Annotated in this window: 6 protein-coding genes; 1 reads left to right on the top strand and 5 read right to left on the bottom strand. The window is 58.5% G+C overall.

The annotated features are described in order from the left end of the window. From mobV to KLP40_RS20945, 3 genes are all read right to left on the bottom strand, one after another. On the bottom strand, positions 1–789 hold a 789-nt coding region (gene mobV / locus KLP40_RS20955), incomplete at its 3' end, for a MobV family relaxase (protein ID WP_215595797.1). A 213-nt stretch (positions 790–1,002) separates the two neighbouring features. Further along, positions 1,003–1,371 carry a hypothetical protein gene (locus KLP40_RS20950; protein ID WP_215595796.1) on the bottom strand — a complete coding sequence of 123 codons (369 nt, stop codon included), beginning with the start codon at positions 1,369–1,371 and terminating at the stop codon, positions 1,003–1,005. Positions 1,372–1,541: 170 nt separating this feature from the next. Further along, positions 1,542–2,336, bottom strand: coding sequence for a cation transporter (locus KLP40_RS20945; protein WP_215595795.1), 795 nt, complete (start codon positions 2,334–2,336; stop codon positions 1,542–1,544). A 566-nt stretch (positions 2,337–2,902) separates the two neighbouring features. Here KLP40_RS20945 and KLP40_RS20940 point away from each other — a divergent pair. Continuing rightward, positions 2,903–3,064 (top strand): hypothetical protein, encoded by a 162-nt coding sequence (locus tag KLP40_RS20940; RefSeq protein ID WP_215595794.1) that lies wholly within the window; start codon positions 2,903–2,905, stop codon positions 3,062–3,064. A gap of 6 nt (positions 3,065–3,070) precedes the next feature. On the opposite strand, the gene KLP40_RS20935 is transcribed toward KLP40_RS20940, so the two are convergent. Both KLP40_RS20935 and KLP40_RS20930 read right to left on the bottom strand, forming a co-directional pair. After that, positions 3,071–3,640: a replication/maintenance protein RepL gene (locus KLP40_RS20935; RefSeq protein ID WP_215595793.1), complete on the bottom strand. Its 570-nt coding sequence runs from the start codon at positions 3,638–3,640 to the stop codon at positions 3,071–3,073. A gap of 236 nt (positions 3,641–3,876) precedes the next feature. Further along, positions 3,877–4,480, bottom strand: a 604-nt coding sequence (locus KLP40_RS20930) for a hypothetical protein (RefSeq protein ID WP_215595792.1), incomplete at its 5' end; no start/stop codon positions are given.

Raw genomic sequence — 4,480 nt, 5'->3', positions numbered from 1 at the left:
GCTGCTGTCCTGAGCAATCCTAGCCGCCTTCTCGGCCCGCTCGTTGGCTGCGGCGAGCTGGCGGGCCAGCTCCGCGTTCAGCTTCGCCTCCTGCTCGGCCTTCCACTTGGCCAGGTTCACCAAGTCGAGCGGGCCCGGCCCCTCAATGCTCAGCCGCCCGGCCGGCGTCGGCGTGGCCAACTCCCCCACCGCGGCCCGGCCCCGCTCCTGCGCCCCGTACACGTGGCGCATCACCTCGTGCTTGGCCCGGCTGTGCTCTACCCCCCGCTCCAGCCCGAACGGCTTCATGGCCGCGGCGTACTCGCTTTGCAGCTCGCGCAGGGTTTTGGGGTTGAACAGGTCCTTGGCCGATAGTCGCCCGTCCTTCGTGATGGGCACCACCACGGCCTGAAAGTGGGGCGTTAGCTCGTCTTGGTGCAGCGTCATGGCCACCACATTCTCCTTCCCGAACTTGGCTTGGAGAAATGCAACGTTAGCCTCCGCCCACTTGCTGCCCCGCATGTCGCCCACCCGGCCCTGCTCGTCCCGCTTGAAGGCCTCCGGGCTGGCCGTTAAAATCACCTCCACCCCCCGCACCGAGTCCGGCCGCACCTTCGCCCCCGCTTCCTGGATGCGCTCGGTGGCCAGCTCCCAATAGTTGCGCTCGGCCGTGTTGATGTACTCGTGATTGAGAGGCTTACGCTCGGCGTCGGCATTGGGCGTTTCGCGCAACCGGTAGTTGTGCGCCGTCTTGGCCGCGCCCTGCTGGGCGGTCTTGATTTTAGCTACTCGGAGAATGGCGTAGGGCATGGGGCAGTGGGGAACAAAAGGAAAGAAACAACCAGGGACCGCGTAGAGCCGCCCGCAGGGCCCACACCGGGCGTAGCCCGGTATAGTGGGTTATACCGCAAGAACGACCGGCGCAAAACTTACGCTTGGAGCTTACGCTAACGGACCCATCAGCAGGGAAAACTTACGCTTAATACTTACGCTTGTCGGGCGCACTTACGCTTATTCTTTACGCTAATACAAGCCCGTCCGCTTTCGGTAGGCCTCGTAATTGGCGTGGCGCTCCTTGGTTACGTCGGCTAGGATGCGCTCAATAACGGAATTATTCGCGGCCCCGGCCCACCCCTCCACCAAGCGCCGCAACTCCTCAGCCACCTGCTCAGCTGGCAAGCCCTGCACCTTGGCCAACATCTCGACCGAGCTGCGCCCGACCGCCGCGAGCTTGTTGGCCAAATACACCTCGTCCCCGCTGTGCAGCACCGGCAAAACACGGCCCCGGCGCGTGAGTTGGTGGCGGGTTACCCGGCACGAGGTCGAGCAGAACTTACCCCCGCGTCTCTTCGGCTCGTATTCCTTCCCGCACTTCTGACATACTTGGCTCATACAGCGAAAGTACAAAACATTCCCCGTTCCGGGGATAGGTTTTCAGGCATAACCACGCCGCACTGTCGGGCTCATTTTGGTACAACTGCCGAGGTTCGGAATAAACTATTTTGGGCCCTGCAGAACGCTCTGTGCGGAGTGGTCCATGCCTGAAAACCTAATGTCAGAACTTACTTCGCCAGCTGAAAAATCCGGAGTGCACCCCGCGCTACCAGCCCAAATACAATGAGGCCGATAACCAAGTCCGGGAGGGCGGAACCAGTCAGATAGACTAAGCCGCCTGCTACAATCACCCCGATGTTGGCTATCACGTCATTGGAGGTGAACACCTGGCTGGCTTGCATGTGCGCTTGCTGGCTACGGGACTTCTGCAGCAGGTAGAGGGAGGCAGAATTACCAATCAGGGCGAGCACTGAAATACCCATCATAAGCCCAAAGTCGGGTTCCTGCTCGCCGGTGGTGAATCGCCGTACCACCTCCACCAGCCCGCCCACTGCGAGCAAGAGCTGAAAGTAGCCACTGAGCTTGGCCACGCGCTTCTGGGTGCTGACTACCTGGCTGACGGCGTACAGGGCCAGCCCATACACCAGCGCATCCGCTAGCATATCGAGCGCATCGGCTACCAGGCCCATCGAGTGCGCGACAAACCCGGTTACTACTTCCAGGAGGAAGAAGAAGGCGTTGATGAGCAGCACCGTCCACAGCAGGCGCCGGTCGCTGGGGGCTTCCTCTGTCAGCTCAGCCAGGCCCGCATCCTCGGTAGTAACTAGCGAGCTATCCAGTCGGAGCCCTTCCAGCGTCTGGGCAATCGGCTCCGGGTCCCCGGTGTGGAAGATGGTGAGCTGCCGGGCGGGGATGTCGAATTGCAAAGCCTCAATGGCCTCGTTGCCCCCAAATTTCATGCGGATAAGCTGCTCTTCGGACGGGCAGTCCATCTTCGCTACCCGGAATACGGTCTTGTTCATTGTTTGATTTCTAAGTGTAACCAGGTCGTACACCAACGCAAAAGCCCCGCGCAGCAGAGGGCGAACCTTCAACGCTGGGCGGGGCTTCAGACGGTGCGTCTGTGGGCTGTTCTATTCCTGGCCGGTTGCTCCTCAGCAGAGCCGGTTACGCTTCAAACAGCCCCCAAAGCTAGGTTCTTTTTCCCTTTTGTTCCCCACTGCCCCTACCTCGCGCCAGGGCTTAACCTGGCTGCTCAGGACGTGGTTCTACGTGGGGATGGTACATCCTTCCCAAGCACTCGACCAAGTACGACCTAGTCCCCTGCCAGTATGCCGGCATCCCCGGCTGACTGCTGCACCGACCAAACAAAGCCAGCAGAACGGCAAAAGGTCATTTCCAGCGTACCAACGCACATTTTCAGGTGATTACTTCGAGGTAACAACCAGGCAAGGGCGACTTTCCGCCCCCCTACCTGCACCGCGTTCTTTGCGAAAACCAGTTTTCGCGCCTGCCCCTATTTAGGCTAGCAAAGCGCCAAAAACCAGTTTGCGGCGCGGATATATAACCTCAAACAAGAACCACTTTTATGGAAGTAACCTTCACCCCCCAACTCGGCCAGTTCTTACTTGCCCTGCTCGGCCACTACTACTGGCTCGTCATCCTGATAATCTTCGTTGTCGCCCTCTTTGGTCTGGCTAAGCTTATAGCAGCGGTGGCCGACCTCGTGAAGTCTTGGCGCACACCCTGAGCCAAGCTAGCCTATGTTAAGCGGTGGAATGGCGTCGAATACGGATAGCTGTTGGGGGTCACTCTGCTTTATCCGCTTCTTCTTCACGTAGCTGCGCACGAAGCTCACCCGGTCGCCATTGAACATGGTCATGGGATTGATGAAGTACACGTTCTCGTTGTAGCCGCGAGCAATGATTTTTGCTTCTATTAGGCTGGCAAGGGCGGCGTATATGGGCTTAATGCTCTTGTACTGAGTGTACTCCATGCACTCATCAATGAAGAATTCCAGCTTGTCAGACTTGGGCTTCATTTTCTGCATGATGTACCCGAATACCCGAATAGCAGGCTTGGAAAGCTCCCAAAAGCTCTCGAACTGGCTCAGGTAAACCTTGGTGAATTTCTCTTCATCTACCTCAATCTCCCGGATGAACATAGTATGGCCCAAAATCTCGCCGGTGTTCGGGTCGAACGCTTGCAGCATCGCACCCTCACTTGTACGACTTGCGGTCTTGTACTTGCGTGAGATTTGGACTTCTTCCAACGCCTTATCTAAGAAGGGATTAGTTCTGTTCTTTTCGAAATCGGAAAGTTTCATTTTCCAAATGAGGGTTAAAAAGGAAATTCAGAGTTCCCTCAAAAGTAAAACTCATTTTCCAAAAGAACTACTGAAAAGCAACTCATACTTTCCATTTAGTATGTCATTTTGGAAAGTGGTACTTTCTAAGGTGGAAAGTCCCGCTTTCCAGTATGGAAAGTGATTGGTATTGATAATCAAGTAGTTACAGCATGCTACTTCTTACGTTCTTAAAGTAGGGGTATTTCGGACCTGGGCTACATGCTAATCCCGCCCCCTCGACTTTGCTCTTTGCTCTGGGCCTGGTCGCGCTGCTGGGTGCGCTGCACGGCCTGCTCGTACGCCTCTTTGGCGGGCACCCCGCCCGGCTTCAGCTCGCCGAGCTTGAACCGGCTGCCGGTGGCCACGTGCTCGAAGCGGTGGCCCTTCGTGGTGGGGTCTTGGCTGTGCTGGTAGCCCGGCAAGCGTTGCAGCTGCTCGGTTAGGTCGCTGATTTTCCGAATGGGCGCTTTGAGGGCCTGCTGCACGTGCCCCTCTAGCTCGGCCTGCACGCCGGCGCGCACCTGCTGCCCGTAAGCCAGCACGTGCGCCGGCAGGGCCTCGCCCTGGGCTGCGCGCACGGCTACCTGGGTCAAGTCATTGAGGGCTTCCCCGCGCTCGGCCAGGGCTCGTGTTTTCGTCCCCTCCACGCTGGCCAACTGCCGGCGCAAGGTCTGAGCCCGGTCCTTGGCCGTGCTGCTGTCCTGAGCAATCCTAGCCGCCTTCTCGGCCCGCTCGTTGGCTGCGGCGAGCTGGCGGGCCAGCTCCGCGTTCAGCTTCGCCTCCTGCTCGGCCTTCCACTTGGCCAGGTTCACCAAGTCG

The sequence above is a fragment of the Hymenobacter piscis genome (genome assembly GCF_018760735.1).
Classification (GTDB): domain Bacteria; phylum Bacteroidota; class Bacteroidia; order Cytophagales; family Hymenobacteraceae; genus Hymenobacter; species Hymenobacter piscis.
The sequence above is the reverse complement of the archived record's forward strand: the minus strand, read 5'-3'. Positions and strand labels throughout refer to the sequence as shown.

Bases quoted from the DNA above. Each gene is read 5' to 3' on its own strand.
- KLP40_RS20950 (WP_215595796.1), bottom strand. From the start codon at position 1,371: ATGAGCCAAGTATGTCAGAAGTGCGGGAAGGAATACGAGCCGAAGAGA.
- KLP40_RS20945 (WP_215595795.1), bottom strand. From the start codon at position 2,336: ATGAACAAGACCGTATTCCGGGTAGCGAAGATGGACTGCCCGTCCGAA.
- KLP40_RS20940 (WP_215595794.1), top strand. From the start codon at position 2,903: ATGGAAGTAACCTTCACCCCCCAACTCGGCCAGTTCTTACTTGCCCTG.
- KLP40_RS20935 (WP_215595793.1), bottom strand. From the start codon at position 3,640: ATGAAACTTTCCGATTTCGAAAAGAACAGAACTAATCCCTTCTTAGAT.